The organism is Prevotella bivia DSM 20514 (assembly GCF_000262545.1).
Lineage (GTDB): Bacteria > Bacteroidota > Bacteroidia > Bacteroidales > Bacteroidaceae > Prevotella > Prevotella bivia.
Genome location: NZ_JH660660.1, coordinates 1,849,005 through 1,867,472, shown reverse-complemented (window position 1 = coordinate 1,867,472; position 18,468 = coordinate 1,849,005). Strand labels below are relative to the sequence as shown.

Below are 18,468 nucleotides of genomic sequence, written 5' to 3'. Positions count from 1 at the left end.
TTAAAACGCTCAACTCTAATGTGGATTCTCTTCGCTTTTATTTCAGCCACACTTTTAGGCTTATATGATACCTCCAAGAAAGTATCGTTAAGAAACAATGATGTGATACCAGTATTGTTTCTTAACACCTTATTTTGTTCACTCATCTTTTTACCACTCATCATCTTTTCCTATGCTACCCATTTGCTTGACGGATCTATCTTCCATGTGGCTATTGGAGGCTGGGAAGCCCACAAATGGATAATGCTCAAGAGTGTTATCGTGTTGTTATCGTGGGTATTTGGCTACTTTGCCATTGCTCATTTACCTCTTACTTTGGTAGGACCTATCAATGCTACGCGACCCATTATAACCTTGGTAGGGGCAATGCTCATCTTTGGTGAACGACTCAACGCATGGCAATCGATAGGTGTGAGCTTGTCTATCTTTTCGCTCTTCTTGCTTGCACGAAGTGGAAAGAAAGAAGGTATCAACTTTAAACATAATCGTTGGATATTTTTCCTTGTGTGCGCAGCATTGCTAGGCACTTGTAGTGGCTTGCTAGATAAATATTTAATGACAGCACCTGAAAATGGAGGAGTAGGAATCGACCGCATGTTGGCACAAAGTTGGTATAACTTCTATCAGTGCTTAATGATGGGTACGGTACTCATCGCCTATCTCATCAACAAACGAAAACAGAACACAAGCAAAGATAAACCTCAGAAAACTTTCCAATGGAAATGGACTATTCTCTTTATTTCTATCTTCCTCTCTATGGCTGACTTTACCTACTTTTATGCCCTCTCATTGCCTAGTTCCATGATCTCTATTGTATCGATGGTACGACGTGGGTCAGTCATAGTGTCTTTCCTATGTGGTGCTCTGCTCTTTAAAGAGAAAAATCTGAAAGGGAAAGTTATCGACCTTGCTTTTGTTCTATTAGGTATGATTTTCCTATGGATAGGCTCCTATTCTGTGTAATTTCTAAATTATTCTTGTATTTTAATATAAATAATGAAATACTTGGACGTTTACCGATTAATTACTATATTTGCATCACTGAAGAGCGATATTTACGCAGTTAGCTGTAGATTTGCTCATAGTAAATTTATAGGTACATACAGAAAACATACTCCTTTAAAATTAGGAACGCATGCAAAATATTTTTCATGGACTTGGCATAGCTCTAGTAACACCTTTCAAACAAGATGGAAGTGTGGATTATGCATCCTTAGTTAGCTTGGTTAATTATCAGCTCGAAAGCGGAGCCGACTTCTTTGTTATCCTTGCTACTACTGGCGAAACTCCATGTTTGGAGAAAGAAGAAAAAGACGAAATTACTGCTACAGTTATTAAAACCGTAAATGGACGTGTGCCTATCTTGAAATATTGTGGTGGAAACAACACTGCTGCTGTTGTACGTGAAATACAAGAAACCGATTGGGCGGGTATTGATGGAATCTTGAGCATTTGCCCTTACTACAATAAACCTAGTCAGGAGGGATTATACCAGCACTTCAAAGCGATAGCGCAAGCAAGCGAGCTTCCTATAGTACTTTATAATGTGCCAGGCAGAACAGGTGTTAATATGACGGCAGAAACTACTGTTCGCATTGCAAACGATTTCCCTAATGTAGTAGCAATTAAAGAGGCTTCAGGCAATTTGGAACAAGTGGATGAGATTGTGAAATACAAACCATCCCATTTTGAAGTGTTGAGCGGTGATGATGCACTCACTTTCCCTATGATAGTAAGTGGTGCAGTAGGTGTAATTTCTGTAATCGGTAATGCTTTGCCAAAGGAGTTCTCGCGTATGATCCGCTTAGAATTTAATGGCGAGTTTGAAGCCGCTCGCAATATTCATCATAAGTTTACTGAACTTTACAAACTCCTCTTCGTTGATGGAAACCCTGCAGGCTGTAAAGCTTTATTGAATGATATGGGCATGATTGAGAATGTGCTTCGTCTCCCACTAGTACCTACCCGCATTGAGACAAAACAGAAAATGAATGAAATTTTGAAGGGTTTAAGATTATAAAAACCACCTAGCTTTCACTCAAAGAAAGATCATTATTTGCAAATAATAACCTTTTTTATTTCCCCTCATAAATATTGAAATATAAGAGGGAAATAAAGCGTAAAATCACGGTAGGAAAGATACTGTGTAGTACAAAGTTTTTGGAGTTGGAAAAGTGAAAATAGTTGACACCAAATCGGCACATAACGTTTTGCCTTGTAAAAGGTGATGTTTTACAGTACAAAAGGTCATCTATTCCATAGCAAAAGATTACCTTTTGCCTTGCAAAACATAACCTTTTGTAGGCGAAAAGATGCTCAATGATTTCTGTGTTAGTATTTTTCTAATGTTTAAAACCTCATTCACATTTAGCAGTAAGTTTAGAAAAAGATACAAGAAGAGAAACGCTCTATACAGGCATTATATTTTGCTTGAATAGAGCGCTTCTTAGTTTTTTATTAAGGCTTGTTATTAAGCTAGTCTTTCTTCTAGCAATACAACGTTTTCTACATGAGGTGTATGTGGGAACATATCGACAGGCTGAACGGCTACAACCTTATAATCTACATCAAGTAATGCAAGATCGCGTGCCTGCGTGGCAGGGTTACAGCTCACATAAACGATGCGTTTAGGATGTGCGCCGAGGATTACATTGACCACATCAGGGTGCATACCTGCACGTGGAGGGTCGGTGATGATGACATCTGGACGTCCATGCTCCTGAACGAAACTCTCTGTTAGGATGTCTTTCATATCGCCAGCATAGAAGAGCGTGTTCTGTATCTTGTTGATTTCTGAATTTACCTTTGCGTCCTCAATAGCCTCTGGGACATACTCTATACCGATAACCTTTTTAGCTCGCTTTGCAACGAAGTTGGCAATAGTACCCGTGCCTGTGTAGAGGTCGTAAACTAGCTCTTCACCAGTTAGGTTGGCAAAGCGGCGTGCTACATCATAGAGGTGGTAAGCTTGTTCGGTATTTGTTTGGTAAAAACTCTTTGGACCAACCTTGAAGCGTAAATCTTCCATAGTTTCAAAGATGTGATCATTGCCTTTAAATAAGATGAGATCGAGATCATTGAAAGTGTCGTTGCCCTTCTGGTTATTAACATAAAGCAATGAACTTATTTGAGGAAAGCTGTCGGCAAGGTGTTGCATAAGTCCTAAAGCACGTTGCTCATCGCCCTCTACATCATAATGGAACTGGATAAGTACCATCCATTCGCCCGTATTAGAGTTGCGCACCATAATGTCGCGTAAGAGACCATGTTGTTGGCGTAGGTCAAAGAAAGTAAGATTGTTTTCTAACGCATAATTGCGTATTGAGTTACGAATTTCGTTTTGAAGATTGTCCATAAGCCAACATTTCTCTATAGGATAAATCTTGTCGAATGCACCCGTAATGTGAAAACCAATAGCTCCTTCGGTCAATCCTATACCTTCGGGCATATCTTGTAATTCTTCGGCGGTGTACCAACGCTTATTGGCACAACCAAACTCTAGCTTGTTGCGATAAGCCTTGGTATGAACAGACCCCATAATGGGAGAAAACTCTGGTAGCTCTATCTTGCCAATACGTGTCAGTTGGTCGAACACTTGTTGCTGTTTAGCTTTCAATTGTTCACTATAAGGTAAGTTTTGCCACTTACAACCACCACAAATACCAAAGTGATCGCACATAGGCTTTATGCGCAGTTCACTATATTTTACGAACTTCACCACTGTTGCTTCACAATAGCTATGACGTTTTTTACGCACTTGAAGATTAACAATATCGCCAGGCACAACGAAAGATACAAATATCACCATGTCGTTAACATGTGCTACGCACTTACCTTCGGCTGCTACTGCCTCAATGGTTACATTCTCTAATATAGGTAATGGTTTTCTTTTCCTGCTCATATAAATTCTTTTTCTGTTTGCAAAGGTAGTGCAAACGAGTGGAATATGAAAACTTGTTTTCAAATATTCCCGAGTGCCGCCTTACCTTATATAAAGGTAGTGCAAACGAGTGGAATATGAAAAAAAGTTAGCGTTGAAATATTCTTGACGGCATCCTTATAAGAGGTAAATTATAGCTTTTCTTTGTTTGAAAAGTCTTTTTTTTGCTTACTTATGGACAACTGTGTACGATAACGTGTATAAAATGCAACTTGAACATTACAATATTTGGGTAAAAACTTGCACAAAATCCCTATTATGAGTATATTTGCACAACAGATTGACTAGAATAGACAATATATATAATAATAACTAATTTATGAGCGAAAAAAGAGTTTATACCTTCGGCAACGGTAAAGCTGAAGGTAAGGCGGATATGAGAAATCTCCTAGGTGGTAAAGGTGCTAACCTCGCAGAGATGAATCTCATTGGTGTTCCAGTGCCTCCTGGCTTTACTATCACAACCGATGTATGTAACGAATATTATGAAATAGGCAAGGAGCAAGTTGTTAGCTTGTTGAAAAGCGATGTAGAGGCTAGTGTTAAGCATATAGAAACTTTGATGAAGTCAAAGTTTGGCGACCCTATTAACCCATTGCTAGTGAGTGTTCGTTCTGGTGCTCGTGCTTCTATGCCGGGTATGATGGACACTATCTTAAATCTAGGTTTGAATGATACCGTAGTAGAAGGCTTGGCAAAGAAGACTGGTAATGAGCGCTTTGCTTTCGATAGCTATCGTCGTTTTGTACAGATGTATGGCGATGTAGTGCTAGGTATGAAGCCTGAAAATAAAGAAGATATTGACCCATTTGAGGCAATTATTCAGAAGGTAAAAGCACAGCGTGGCATTAAGTTGGATAACGAAATGACCGTAGACGAGTTGAAGCAACTTGTGAAACTCTTTAAGGAAGCTATTAAGACACAAACAGGTAAGGATTTCCCAACTGATCCTATGGAACAGCTTTGGGGTGCTATCTGCTCGGTATTCGATTCATGGATGAACGATCGTGCTATCCTTTATCGTAAGATGGAGGGTATTCCACAAGAGTGGGGAACAGCTGTTAATGTTCAGGCTATGGTTTTTGGTAATATGGGCGACACTTCAGCAACGGGTGTTTGTTTCTCTCGTGATGCTGGTAATGGTGAAAACATCTTTAATGGCGAATACCTTGTAAATGCTCAAGGTGAGGACGTTGTGGCTGGTATTCGTACTCCACAACAGATTACAAAAGAAGGTTCACTGCGTTGGGCTAAGCAGCAAGGTATTGACGAAGATACACGTGCTGCAAAATATCCTTCTATGGAAGAATGTATGCCAGAAGTATTTAAAGAACTTGATGCTATCCAAAACAAACTAGAAAAGCATTATCATGATATGCAGGATATGGAGTTTACCGTTCAAGATGGTAAGCTATGGTTCTTGCAAACTCGTAACGGTAAGCGCACAGGTACAGCAATGGTAAAGATAGCAATGGACTTGCTACACGAAGGGGAAATTGACGAAAAGACAGCCTTGAAGCGTTGTGAGCCAAATAAGCTTGACGAACTCCTCCACCCTGTATTTGATAAAGAAACACTAACACAAGCTAAGGTGTTGACACGTGGCTTGCCAGCATCTCCTGGTGCAGCATGCGGTCAGATAGTATTCTTTGCAGATGATGCTACAAAGTGGCATGATGATGGTCATCAGGTAATTATGGTGCGTATTGAAACATCACCAGAAGATTTGGCTGGTATGTCAGCAGCAGAAGGTATTTTGACCGCTCGTGGTGGTATGACCTCGCATGCAGCAGTGGTAGCTCGTGGTATGGGTAAGTGCTGTGTAAGTGGTGCAGGTGCTATTGTAATCGACTATAAGCAGCGTACACTAGAGATTGACGGAACTATTTTACGCGAAGGCGATTATATTTCATTAAATGGTTCAACAGGTGAAGTTTACTTCGGTGAAGTAAAAACAAAGCCAGCTGAGGTTACAGGCGATTTTGCCGAACTGATGAATCTTTGTAATAAGTATTCTAAGCTTGTTGTTCGTACCAACGCCGATACCCCTCACGATGCAGCAGTAGCTAGCAATTTTGGTGCAGTGGGAATTGGTCTTTGTCGTACAGAACACATGTTCTTTGAAAACGAGAAGATCAAGGCAATGCGTGAAATGATCCTTGCTAATAATACTGAAGAACGCGAAAGAGCACTTGATAAGCTTTTGCCTTATCAGAAGCAAGACTTCTACGGTATCTTGAAGTGTATGGATGGTATGCCAGTAAATATTCGCCTTTTGGATCCACCTTTGCATGAGTTTGTACCTCATACAATAGAGGGACAGCAGATTATGGCAGAAGAAATGGGCGTAAGTGTGAAGTTTATTCAGGATCGTGTAAACTCGCTATCAGAGGCTAATCCTATGCTAGGTCTTCGTGGATGTCGTTTGGGTAACACTTTCCCAGAGATTACAGCTATGCAGACAAAGGCTATCCTTGGTGCTGCTATCCAGTTGAAGAAAGAAGGATTCGACCCTAAACCTGAGATTATGGTTCCATTAGTAGGTATCGTTAATGAACTTGATATTCAGGAAGCAATTATTCGCAAGACTGCTCAGAAACTATTTGAGAAGGAAGGCTTGGAGATTGAGTTTGAAGTAGGTACGATGATCGAAATTCCCCGTGCTGCACTTACAGCCGATCTTATTGCTAAAAAGGCTCAATACTTCAGTTTTGGTACTAATGACCTTACCCAGATGACCTTTGGTTATAGTCGTGATGACATTGCTAGCTTCTTACCAAGCTATTTGGAAAAGAAAATCCTCGATGTTGACCCATTCCAAGTGTTAGATCAAGATGGTGTTGGGCAACTTATCAAGACAGCCGTTCAAAAAGGTAGAGCAACACGTGAGAGCCTCAAGTGTGGCATTTGTGGTGAGCATGGTGGTGAGCCATCATCTGTTAAGTTCTGCCATCGTGTAGGTTTGAACTATGTAAGCTGTTCTCCTTTCCGCGTGCCAATTGCAAGACTTGCGGCGGCACAGGCTGCAGTGGAAGAATGTTAGGAAACTCCTAAATATCAGCTATTTAGGCGGAGTATCACGTGTTTACGGAGGTATTCCGCCTAATTCTTTTCATAAAACAGCGTGCATTTTGAACATAATCTCAAATCTACACCTATTACAACCAACATTCTTAGTTCCTATTGCCGTTTTGTTTGCCCTATGAGAACACTCGTTAAGTTTGACCCAAATGGGAAATCACTTTTAAAATTAATGAGATATTAACCATTTATGAAAAGGCACCTATTCTCAATCCACGATATTATTCGCTTACAAAAGTATGGGATAGTATCGTGGATTGTGCTTTTCTCAGTTATTCTTCGTAACTTTGTTTTCAATATATGAATTTCGAACTAACATCAAAATATAAGCCTACGGGCGATCAGCCAGAGGCTATAAAAGAACTAACCGAAGGCTTGAAGCGGGGCGATCAGAGTCAGGTTCTGCTCGGTGTAACTGGTTCTGGTAAGACATTTACGGTGGCTAACGTAATTGCTAACGTAAACAAGCCTACATTGATATTGTCGCATAATAAGACATTGGCAGCACAATTGTATGAAGAAATGAAGGGATTTTTCCCCAATAATGCTGTAGAATACTATGTTTCTTACTACGATTACTATCAACCAGAGGCTTATTTACCTACTACTGATACCTATATTGAGAAGGATTTGGCGATCAATGATGAGATCGACAAACTACGACTTTCGGCTGTTTCGTCCTTGCTTTCAGGTAGAAAAGATGTTATCATTGTGTCGTCGGTATCATGTATTTATGGTATGGGTGGACCTGCTGCAATGCAAGAGAGTGTTGTTCATATCAAGAAAGGTCAAATCGTGGATAGAAATGAGTTCTTGCGCAAGTTGGTTGATATTCTTTATGTGCGTAATGACATTGATCTTCAGCGTGGAAACTTTCGTGTAAAAGGCGATACAGTGGATATTGCAATGGCTTATAGCGATAATATCTTGCGTATTACGTGGTGGGATGATGAGATAGATACGATAGAGGAGGTCGATCCGATAGCATTCCACCGCCTAGCATCTTTCGATGCTTATGAGATTTATCCTGCCAATCTTTTTGTAACTACAAAAGAACAAACAGAGCAAGCTATTCGCATGATACAAGACGACTTAGTACTACAAGTGGATCTTTTCAAGGAACTTGGTGAAAGCATTAAGGCACAACGCATTAAGGAACGTGTGGAGTATGACATAGAGATGATAAAGGAGTTGGGACACTGCTCGGGTATAGAGAACTACTCACGCTACTTTGATGGTAGAACAGCGGGGGAACGCCCTTATTGTTTGCTCGATTTTTTTCCTAAAGATTACCTTGTGGTCATTGATGAGAGTCATGTGAGTGTACCTCAAATATCAGCCATGTATGGAGGAGACCGCGCCCGAAAAACCAATCTTGTGGAGTATGGGTTCCGACTTCCAGCTGCCCTTGATAACCGACCTTTAAAGTTTGAAGAATTTCATAATCTGATCCATCAAATTATCTATGTTTCGGCAACTCCTGCTGACTTTGAATTGAGAGAAACCGAGGGAGTAGTTGTAGAGCAGTTGATTCGACCAACAGGTTTGCTTGATCCCGAAATTGATGTTCGTCCTTCTGAAAACCAAATTGATGATTTAATGAATGAAATTCTCATCCGTGTGGAGTGCGAAGAGCGGGTATTGGTTACAACTTTGACCAAGCGTATGGCTGAAGAATTGACAGAATATTTGCTTGATCACGATATTCGTACGGCTTATATTCATAGTGATGTAGCAAGTTTGGATCGTGTGAAAATCATTAATGACCTTAGAGCGGGTATGTATGATGTGCTTGTGGGTGTCAATCTCTTGCGTGAAGGTCTTGATATTCCAGAGGTTTCGCTTGTGGCAATCCTTGATGCTGATAAGGAAGGCTTCCTTAGAAGTCATAGAAGTTTAACACAAACGGCAGGACGTGCGGCGCGTAATGTGAATGGCAAGGTGATTATGTATGCTGATACGATTACGGAAAGTATGCAAAAGACGATAGATGAAACCATGCGACGTCGTACAAAACAGTTAAAATATAATGAAGATCACGGTATTACTCCTACCCAGATTATAAAGGCTATCAAGGATACGTTACCAACAAATGGTGAGAGTGCCATAACTTCTAAGGGTGCAACCATAAAGAATATGCAACCGAAAGCATACGCAGAGCCAACGAATACAGCTGCTTTTGCTGCCGATCCGATTATTCTTCGCATGACAAAAGAGCAACTTGAGAAGAGTATCCAGAACACTACAGCCCTCATGAAGCAAGCTGCTAAAGATCTCGACTTCTTACAAGCTGCTCAGTATCGTGATGAGATATTAAGACTGCAAAAGGAGTTAGAGTTGAAATAGAAAACGTTAAAAGATTTTAGTCCATTTCCTTTTCTTATTTATAATATGTATCTTTGTTCATTAAAACAACTCATTAAAGATCAATATAAAATGAAGAAAATATTAGTATCTATCCTTTTTTGCTTTCCTTTGATAGTGTCTGCACAAACCGTACTTACACCTCAACAAGAGCTAGAACAGGCTCAAAAGCAGTTGGAAGCTGCTAAAGTGGCATTAGAACAAGCCAAGATGAAGGCTGAACAAGCCAAAGCTGCTGCAGAGAAAAAGGCTAAAGCCCATGCTGAAGCGAGAGCTAAGGCTGCAGAGATACAGAAACAGATAGAAGCTACAAAAGCCGAAACTGCTCGTTTGAAACAAGAGGCTGAGCGTGTACAACGCGAAGCTGCGCATCAAGCAGAAATAGTTGCAAAGCAAAGGGCTGAGGCTGAAGCAGCTCAAAAAGTAGCTGATCAGAAAGTGGAACAGGTGGAAGTAACAGAACAGCAAGCTACCTCATCTCATAATGGCTGGATAGAACCAAAGCCTACCATAACTCGCCAACCTGCTACGACGGCAATGAAGGCGGCTAAGGAAGCAGAAAGCAATTATATAAGTGCTAGTGCTGTACCCGAAGTAAATGGCAAAATACAGTGGTCAAAGACCTATCTTATCCCTAGTTTATCGGCAAAAGAACTTTATGATAAGGCTTTAAATTTTCTCAATGTATTAACACAAGAGGAAAATCAACTAGAGAATAGTAAGGTAGTTCTTGTTAATCCTACCGAGCATAGCATTTTAGCAACTATTCACGAAAAACTAGTTTTCTCTTCAAGTCTGCTAGCATTAGATCAAGCTAAATTCCGTTATGCCTTACAAGTAAAGTGTTCAGATGGTAAGGCTACGCTTACGATGAGTCGCTTAACTTATGATTATAAGCAGCAAGACCAAGTAACCCACTATGTTGCAGAGGAGTGGATCAGTAATAGGGTTGCACTTAACAAGAAAGGAACACGTATGTATCCTATTTCGGGTAAGTTTCGCCGTAGCACTATCAATCGTAAAAATCAAATCTTTGAGGGTTTTAAGCAAGCCTTATCTGAAGGTGCTGTGAGCATTTCAGAATAACATTTTAGCATAATCATATATATCCCAATGGAACATAATAAAAGTACAGCGCGTCGTCCTGATCATCGTTTGCGTCCAATGAATGAGCGTGGAAAGTTTTTTGTTACGCGCCAATGGCTCAATAGCATTTTTATGCTTGGAGCATTGATAGGTGGCATTTTCTACTTTGCTACCGACAACACCAATACAGGCATCATCATTATTCTAGTAGCAATGGTCTTTAAGATCATTGAATGTATCCTCCGTTTTATAAAATAAATGAAGAAAATTCTTATCCTCCTTGTAATGTTTATAGGTACTATAGGCATACAGGCACAGATAAATATGAATGGGTTAGACGATGGCTCTTTTACTGCTAACGACTATCAGAATAACAGAAAACTAGGAGTTTCTGATTCTGTTCAGAGTCAGCATAAAGAAATTCCGAGAGGTATTAAGGCATGGACTATTGATGAGCGTTTTGGCGATAAAAAACCAGCAGTGCCCGATACGTTGTCCTATATGTATATGAACACCATCTTTACCACGGGTTTAAGAGGTGAATATAACTCATTAGGCAATTTAGGATCACCTCGCCAAAATCGTATTTTCTTAGATCGAACAGCTACTTCTGAGTTCTTTTTCCTTGATCCTTACGACCAATTTGTAGTGCAACCAAGCAAATTCAAGTTTACCTCAACACTTTCTCCTATTACTATTCTTTCTTATAACACTGCTGGTAATAGATTGCATGGTGAGGATCATTTCAAAGCTTTTTTCGCAGTTAATGCAGGTAAAAAGTGGGGCTTTGGTTTTATTTTCGACTATATTTATGGTTGTGGTTATTATAGCAATCAAAACACTTCCCACTTCAATTATTCTATGTGGGGATCGTATATAGGCGAGCGTTACAATGCTAGTTTGTTGTTATCGCTTAACCATCAGAAGGTAGCTGAGAATGGTGGCATTACTAATGATGCTTACATCACTCACCCAGAGATATTTAAGGATAACTTCTCTACTGATGAAATTCCTACCGTCTTAGCACAAAATTGGAACCGTAACGATAACCAGCACGTATTTTTCAACCATCGCTATAGTCTTGGCTTCTTCCGTAAAGTGCCTATGACGAAAGAAGAGATAGAGGCGCGCAAGTTTGCTATAAAGTCGGAACAAGCTCTGGCAGAGCAGAAAGCTAAGGACAAAGCACGCCGTAAGGCAAAGGCTAATGGTAATGATTTTGATGAGGAGGAATATGACAAACAGCACAAATCGTCTGGTCGTCCTGACGATGCTTCTATTGCTGGCGATGCGCCAACACAGGTTAAAAATGCGTCTGTAGGTGATGACAGAATAAAAGTAAATATGCAGGACTCCACTCAACTGGCTCAGCTTAACAAGCAATCGCTTGAGCGGAAAGATACTACAGAGCAGTGGCTGAAGAGTGAATATGTGCCTGTTACAAGCTTTATTCATACCGCACGCTTTGATAATTACACGCGTATTTATCAAGCATATAAAAGTCCGAAGAACTATTATATCAACGATTACTACAATTATGGTACCACTGCTAACGACTCTATCTATGACCAAACCAAGCATTGGTCGCTCAAAAACACTTTTGCTGTAGCCTTACTCGAAGGGTTTAACAAGTGGGCTAAGGCAGGTTTAAAGGTTTTTGCTTCCCACGAATTGCGCCATTACGAGTTTCCTACTTATGCCACAACAAACAAACTTTCGGTCTTTGGTGGCTATGAAAAGATCAATCAAAGTGATATTTCTATTGGTGGACAACTATTAAAGGAGTCTGGTAAAACCCTACATTATAATGTAAGTGCAGAGACTTGGCTTGTAGGAAAATCGGCAGGACAATTCCATATTGATGGGTATGCCGATCTTAATGTTCCGCTTCTTGGTGATACCGCACAGCTTGCGGTGAATGCCTTTATACACAATGACCGACCATCAATGTACTTCACACGCTATGTAAGTAAGCATTTTGTTTGGGATAACGATCTTAGCAAGCAGTTCCATTCACGTATTATGGCAGAGCTTTCTTTGAAAAAAACCGAGAGTAAGCTCCGTTTTGGCTACGACCTAATAAAGAACTATATCTATTTGGGCTTGCAAAATGACCGCATAGGAAATGGAGATGGATACCTCGTTCAGAACAATCAGGTGAATGTTCGTCAGACGAGTGGTGCTATCAATCTTATAACGCTCCAACTTTTACAAAACCTTCATTGGAGTATCTTCCATTGGGACAACGTGCTTACCTTCCAAAAATCGAGTGATGAAAAAGTGCTTCCAACCCCAATCTTTAATGTTTATAGCAACTTCTACCTTCGTTTTAAGATAGCTCGCGTGTTAAAATGTGATCTTGGAGCCGATATGCGATGGTTTACCAAATATTATGCTCCTGAGTATATTCCTGCTCTTGGTTCGTTTGGTATTCAAGGGACAGATGCTAGCCGTACAAAGATAGGTGGATACCCTGTTATCAATGCGTATGCCAACTTTACGTTGCAACATACTCGCTTTTTTGTGATGTTCTCACATGTGAATGCTGGTAACAGTGGCGACTACTTCTTTACGCCTCATTATCCACTCAACCAGCGTATCTTTAGATTTGGATTGAGCTGGAATTTCTTTAACTAGTATTTCAGAGAATTAAAGGAGTTATCACTCTGCTGTGCTTTAGTTGTGGTTAAAGTCCAATGTGATTTACCATTAAAAATAGCGCACAGAGATAATGTTTTTAGCTCCTTTAATTTCAAACGAAAGATAACTCCTCTATTAGAAAATGCTTGAAGAAAATATTATTCAAAATTCAACCAAGGCATGGATATTAGCTGCCCGCCCAAAAACATTGTCAGGGGCAGCAGTACCTGTAATGATAGGAATAGCTATGGCTTTTCGCATAGTTGGTTGGCAAAACGTGCAGATACTAGCTGCTGCGTTGTGCCTGCTTTTTGCTTTTATCATGCAGGTAGATGCCAACTTTATTAATGATTATTACGACTGTCTTAAAGGAAATGATGATAGTGCAACGCGCCTTGGTCCCAAACGTGCTTGTAGCGAGGGGTGGATTACCTTGCCAGCTATGAAGCATGGCATTATCATAACTACTATATTGGCTTGTCTTTGCGGACTTCCGCTTGTATATTTTGGAGGGTGGCAGATGATTATTGTTGGCATTTTGTGTGTCGTTTTCAGCTTCCTTTATACCACAAAATTATCTTATCTAGGGCTAGGCGATATATTGGTAATCGTGTTTTTTGGTATCATTCCTGTGTGTCTCACTTATTACGTATGTACTCAAACTACTCGTCTTGGATTGAGCTTTCATCCCTCTGTATTGGAAATTCCTAAGAATGTCGTCCTAACCGCTATAGCCTGTGGACTTATCATAGACACCTTATTAATAGTAAACAACTATCGCGACTATGATAATGACAAACGTGATGGAAAGATTACCTTAGTTGTTCGTATTGGTAAAAAAGCGGCAGCTACTCTATATTTCGTTTTAGGACTAGTCGGTGCACACATCACAGCACTCTTAATTTTCAAAGGTTACCGATTATTAGACATCGTTCTTGCATCTATAATTATGCTTATTTACCTTAGTTTACATGCCCGAACTTATCGAAAAATGAAGCGGCTAGAGGGTAAAGAACTTAATAACGTGTTGGGCGAAACAGCCCGCAACATATTTGTCTTTGGTGTCTTAACCACACTTTCTTACGTGATACTTACATTTTAATTATGCAACAAACAGCTAGTTTAGATATAGTTGCTTTCGTAGAGCAGCAAATCTTACCACGATATACTGCCTTTGGTAAGTCGCATGGCTTGGTACATGTGCAACGCGTTATTGCCAATTCTATGAAGTTGGCTCAAGTTGTGGGTGCTGATCTTAATATGGCTTATGTCATAGCGGCTTACCACGATTTAGGTATGGAAGGACCACGTGCTATCCATCATCTTACCAGTGGTAAGATCCTCATAGCTGATGCTAGACTCAAAAAATGGTTTTCGCCAGAACAGCTTCGCATAATGAAAGAGGCGGTAGAGGATCATCGGGCAAGTTCTTCGCGTGCTCCACGTAGCATATATGGTAAGATTGTAGCCGAAGCCGACCGCGATTTAGAACCAGAAGTAGTGTTTCAACGTGCCATACAATATGGTTTAGAACATTACCCAATGCTCAATGATGAGCAGATGTGGCAGCGTTTTTACGACCACATGAAGGAAAAATACAGTAGGACAGGCTATATCAAACTGTGGATACCTAATTCGCCTAATGCCCAAAACCTTGATATTATCTACAAAACTATAGATAATGAGGCCAAACTGCGCAAGGTATTTGATAGGATTTACCCTGTAGAGAAATTGAAAATTGAAAAATGAGAGTTGACAATTTTATTGAATTGAGAATTTTATCAAATTGAGAGTTCCCGTCCTCATCTATAGATAACGAAGCAATACACGCAGTAAGACGTGCTATATGTATGGGAAGAATGAGAAAATAATAACTTGCAATAATATGACAAAAGAAGAATTAATGCGGAGAGCCATAGAACTTTCCATCAACAGTGTACGCAATGGTGGCGGTCCTTTTGGTGCTGTCATTGCTCGTAATGGCGAAATTGTTGCAGAAGGTAGCAATAAAGTAACTATTGACAACGACCCTACAGCTCATGCCGAGGTATCTACTATTCGTATGGCTTGTAAGAAACTAGATTCTTTCGACCTGTCAGGTTGCGAAATCTACACCTCTTGTGAGCCATGCCCTATGTGTCTTGGTGCTATTTATTGGGCACACCTTGATAAGATTTATTATGCCAATGATCGCAAAGATGCTGCTAATATTGGTTTTGACGACGATTTTATCTATCAAGAAATAGAAGTTCAGCCACAGTATCGTAAAAAGCCTTCAGAGATATTATTACAGTCGGAAGCTATTAAAGCTTTTGATCTTTGGCGCAATAAGGACGATAAAACAGAATATTAATACCGCTGTCGTAAATGATAAATATTTTCATCTAAGCAAGGTGGATATATTCTTTTAGAAACGAGATTGTAAGTTCTTATACACCTACCTGTGGGTTATAAGCCTCATAATAAAAGTAGATGTGATCCCCCCGAAAGTTGTTATGTCCAACTTTCGGGGGGATCACATCAAACTCAAAAGATGAGACCTATAGGTCAAGATCTTACCTACGCGCTCTCAACTCTTCAAGACTAGCTTTTAGGGTTGCTATCTTTTCTTCCGAGTCGCTTTGCTTCTTACGCTCTCGTTCGATGACGGCAGCAGGAGCATTAGCAACAAAGTTCTCATTAGCTAGCTTCTTTGTAATGCCCATTAGGAAACCTTCAAGATGCTTGAGTTCCTTTTCTTGCTTCTCTATTTCAGCAGCAACATCAATTAAGTCGCCCACAGGAACGGCAAACGAGTCGGTGCCAACCATAAAGCCTGACGCATCAGCACTCTGCTCTGCCATTACTTCAATACGCTTCAAGTTTGCCATCTTCGTGATGATGCTATTGTAAGCCTCAAAGTTGTTTTGAGCAATAGCAACAAGATCGAGTTCTACTTTTGGAGCAATATTCTTCTGATTACGCACCATACGCACACCACTAACAATCTGCTTCACAAGTTCTATATCATCAGCTAGCTTCATTTCCTCTGCTGTAGGCTCATCTATCTTTAGCTCTATACGCATAATGCTTTCGCCATCCTTATGCTCATAAAGGTGTTGCCATAGCTCTTCTGTGATGAAAGGCATGAATGGGTGAAGCATCTTTAAGAGGTTATCAAAGAAAGCAAGTGTTGCTTCATAAGTTGCTTTATCGATAGGTTTGCCATATTCTGGCTTAATCATTTCGAGATACCAGCTAGAGAACTCATCCCAAAATAACTTGTAAACGGTCATCAAAGCTTCAGAGATGCGATAGTCCTTAAACTGCTGCTGCATCTCGACATTAACAGCTTTCAACTTAGCGTCAAACCAACTAACAGCTATCTTGCTAGCTTCTGGTTGCTCCAAATCGGCTGTTTCCCAGCCTTGAACAAGGCGGAAAGCATTCCAAATTTTATTATTAAAGTTACGTCCTTGCTCACAAAGAGCCTCATCGAAGAGAATATCATTACCCGCAGGAGCTGCTAACATCATACCCATACGAACACCATCAGCACCAAACTTCTCGATCAGCTCCAACGGATCAGGCGAGTTGCCAAGACTCTTACTCATCTTTCTGCCCTGCTTATCGCGTACAATACCTGTGAAGTAAACATGCTTAAATGGGAACTTACCACGATATTCATAACCAGCCATAATCATACGAGCCACCCAGAAGAAGATAATATCTGGACCTGTTACAAGGTCGCTTGTTGGATAATAATAGTTGATTTCTTCATTATCAGGATTGTTTACACCATCAAACACAGAGATAGGCCATAACCAAGAAGAGAACCATGTATCCAAACAATCGCTTTCTTGCTCAAGATCGGCAGCAATAACACTAGCATTAACAGCTTGTGCTAGCTTCAAAGCCTCAGCATCATTCTCGGCAACAACGGTAGCAGGCTTGCCTTCTGCATCTTTAAAGTAGTAAGCAGGAATGCGATGCCCCCACCACAACTGACGACTGATACACCAATCCTTGATGTTTTCTAGCCAATGACGATAAGTGTTCTTATATTTCTTTGGATAGAACTCTATATCATCGTCCATTACTGGAGCGAGTGCAATATCAGCAAAGTGTTGCATCTTGAGAAACCATTGTGTAGAGAGTTTTGGCTCGATAGGCACATTGGTACGCTCTGAATAACCCACTTTGTTATCGTAATCTTCTACCTTCTCCATCAAACTAGCAGCTTCAAGATCCTTAGCTATTTGCTTACGTACGTCCATACGATCCTGACCTACATATAAACCAGCAGCTTCAGAGATTGTACCGTTATCATTGAAAATGTCGATTGTTTCCAAACCATGCTTTAGCCCAAGTGCGTGGTCATTGATATCGTGAGCAGGGGTAACTTTCAAACATCCTGTACCAAACTCGATATCGACGTATCCGTCTTCGATAATAGGGATAACACGGCCCACTAATGGCACAATAACATGCAAGCCTTTTAGCCATGTATTCTTCTCATCCGCAGGGTTGATACACATTGCCGAGTCGCCCATAATTGTTTCAGGACGTGTTGTTGCCACTACAGCATAATAGCCTTTATCGTCCTTGTGCATTACGTTGCCCTCAGCCTTACGACTCACCTTTACTTGATCTTCAGGAGCTATATAATACTTCAAATGATAAAGTTTAGAGTGTTCTTCCTTATAAATAACTTCCTCGTCAGAGAGCGCAGTCTTAGCCTGTGGATCCCAGTTTACCATACGCACACCACGATAGATCAAACCCTTTTTATATAAATCACAGAACACCTTGATAACCCCTTCGCTACGCACTTCGTCCATAGTGAACGCAGTGCGATCCCAATCGCATGAACAACCCAGCTTACGCAATTGCTTCAAGATGATACCACCATGCTCGTTAGTCCAATCCCACGCATGCTTTAGGAAGTCCTCACGAGAAAGGTCGGTCTTCTTAATACCCTGCTGGGCAAGACGATTTACTACCTTTGCTTCTGTAGCAATACTAGCATGATCGGTACCTGGCACCCAACAAGCATTCTTACCTTCCATACGTGCACGGCGCACAAGTATGTCTTGTATCGTATTGTTGAGCATGTGTCCCATGTGTAACACACCCGTAACGTTTGGTGGAGGGATTACAACAGTGTAGGGCTCACGACCATCAGGTTTTGAGCTAAAAAGCTTGTTATCCAGCCAATACTGGTACCATTTCGACTCCACAATTTGTGGATCATACTTGCTTGCTAATTCCATTACGCAGTATATTATTTATTCTTTATTATCATTAAAAACGACACAAAATTACAAAAAAATCATTTAAAAGGTATATCTTTGCATTACATATATGGTGAAAACGAT

Annotated in this window: 12 protein-coding genes; 10 read left to right on the top strand and 2 right to left on the bottom strand. The window is 40.4% G+C overall.

Annotated features, from left to right (window positions below; translation table 11 throughout):
* Positions 1 to 18: 18 nt before the first annotated feature.
* Both PREBIDRAFT_RS10255 and dapA read left to right on the top strand, forming a co-directional pair.
* Positions 19 to 963 carry a DMT family transporter gene (locus tag PREBIDRAFT_RS10255; protein WP_004339873.1) on the top strand — a complete coding sequence of 315 codons (945 nt, stop codon included), beginning with the start codon at positions 19 to 21 and terminating at the stop codon, positions 961 to 963.
* Between the two features lie 172 nt (positions 964 to 1,135).
* Entirely contained in the window at positions 1,136 to 2,020 is an 885-nt protein-coding gene (gene dapA, locus PREBIDRAFT_RS10250) for a 4-hydroxy-tetrahydrodipicolinate synthase (RefSeq protein ID WP_004337564.1), read from the top strand.
* A gap of 450 nt (positions 2,021 to 2,470) precedes the next feature.
* On the opposite strand, the gene rlmD is transcribed toward dapA, so the two are convergent.
* Positions 2,471 to 3,901, bottom strand: coding sequence for a 23S rRNA (uracil(1939)-C(5))-methyltransferase RlmD (gene rlmD / locus PREBIDRAFT_RS10245; RefSeq protein ID WP_004337562.1), 1,431 nt, complete (start codon positions 3,899 to 3,901; stop codon positions 2,471 to 2,473).
* A 358-nt stretch (positions 3,902 to 4,259) separates the two neighbouring features.
* Here rlmD and ppdK point away from each other — a divergent pair, with 358 nt between their 5' ends.
* The 8 genes from ppdK to PREBIDRAFT_RS10205 all read left to right on the top strand — a co-directional run bounded on the left by ppdK (position 4,260) and on the right by PREBIDRAFT_RS10205 (position 15,464).
* Positions 4,260 to 6,983, top strand: a complete 2,724-nt coding sequence (gene ppdK / locus PREBIDRAFT_RS10240; protein WP_004337560.1) for a pyruvate, phosphate dikinase — start codon at positions 4,260 to 4,262, stop codon at positions 6,981 to 6,983.
* 338 nt (positions 6,984 to 7,321) lie between these two features.
* Positions 7,322 to 9,367, top strand: coding sequence for an excinuclease ABC subunit UvrB (gene uvrB, locus PREBIDRAFT_RS10235; protein WP_004337558.1), 2,046 nt, complete (start codon positions 7,322 to 7,324; stop codon positions 9,365 to 9,367).
* Between the two features lie 90 nt (positions 9,368 to 9,457).
* A complete protein-coding gene (locus PREBIDRAFT_RS10230; RefSeq protein ID WP_004337556.1) occupies positions 9,458 to 10,471 on the top strand; it encodes a DUF4468 domain-containing protein in 1,014 nt (337 codons plus the stop codon).
* Between the two features lie 27 nt (positions 10,472 to 10,498).
* Positions 10,499 to 10,729, top strand: a complete 231-nt coding sequence (locus tag PREBIDRAFT_RS10225) for a hypothetical protein (protein WP_004337554.1) — start codon at positions 10,499 to 10,501, stop codon at positions 10,727 to 10,729.
* On the top strand, positions 10,730 to 13,108 hold the full coding sequence (locus PREBIDRAFT_RS10220; RefSeq protein WP_004337552.1) for a putative porin: 2,379 nt from the start codon (positions 10,730 to 10,732) through the stop codon (positions 13,106 to 13,108). It begins immediately after the preceding gene.
* A 145-nt stretch (positions 13,109 to 13,253) separates the two neighbouring features.
* Positions 13,254 to 14,213: a 1,4-dihydroxy-2-naphthoate octaprenyltransferase gene (gene menA / locus PREBIDRAFT_RS10215; protein WP_004337550.1), complete on the top strand. Its 960-nt coding sequence runs from the start codon at positions 13,254 to 13,256 to the stop codon at positions 14,211 to 14,213.
* Positions 14,214 to 14,215: 2 nt separating this feature from the next.
* The gene (locus PREBIDRAFT_RS10210; protein ID WP_004337548.1) at positions 14,216 to 14,860 is read left to right on the top strand and encodes an HD domain-containing protein; all 645 of its coding nucleotides are present in this window, start codon (positions 14,216 to 14,218) and stop codon (positions 14,858 to 14,860) included.
* A gap of 136 nt (positions 14,861 to 14,996) precedes the next feature.
* Complete coding sequence (locus tag PREBIDRAFT_RS10205; protein WP_004339871.1) at positions 14,997 to 15,464, top strand: nucleoside deaminase; 468 nt, start codon at positions 14,997 to 14,999, stop codon at positions 15,462 to 15,464.
* Positions 15,465 to 15,666: 202 nt separating this feature from the next.
* Here the strand turns inward: PREBIDRAFT_RS10205 and PREBIDRAFT_RS10200 are convergent, their stop codons facing one another.
* A complete protein-coding gene (locus PREBIDRAFT_RS10200) occupies positions 15,667 to 18,363 on the bottom strand; it encodes a valine--tRNA ligase (protein WP_004337544.1) in 2,697 nt (898 codons plus the stop codon).
* Between the last annotated feature and the right edge of the window lie 105 nt (positions 18,364 to 18,468).